This is a genomic window from uncultured Aquimarina sp., from assembly GCF_947492115.1.
In the GTDB taxonomy this organism is placed as follows: domain Bacteria; phylum Bacteroidota; class Bacteroidia; order Flavobacteriales; family Flavobacteriaceae; genus Aquimarina.
On record NZ_CANLMM010000068.1, the window covers coordinates 1 to 223 of the forward strand.

Consider the following 223-nt stretch of genomic DNA (forward strand, 5'->3'; position numbering starts at 1 on the left):
TAGCTAAAGCTAGCATCATCAAGTTCAGTTATATTTACGTTTACTTGACTGGAGTTAGGACAAGTTCCAGTTGTGGTATAGGTTACTACATAATCTCCCGGATCACTGTTAGTAATATCTATGATTCCTGAATCAGGATCAATATTCAATCCAGTTGTACTAGAGAACACTCCACCAGTTAGTCCTGTAATAGCAGGTGTTGCCTCAGATTGATCTTTACAAT

General features: G+C 37.7%; 1 protein-coding gene. It reads right to left on the minus strand.

The features are described 5' to 3' along the window. On the minus strand, nucleotides 1-223 hold a 223-nt coding region (locus Q1A73_RS24545; RefSeq protein WP_299611478.1), incomplete at both ends, for a hypothetical protein.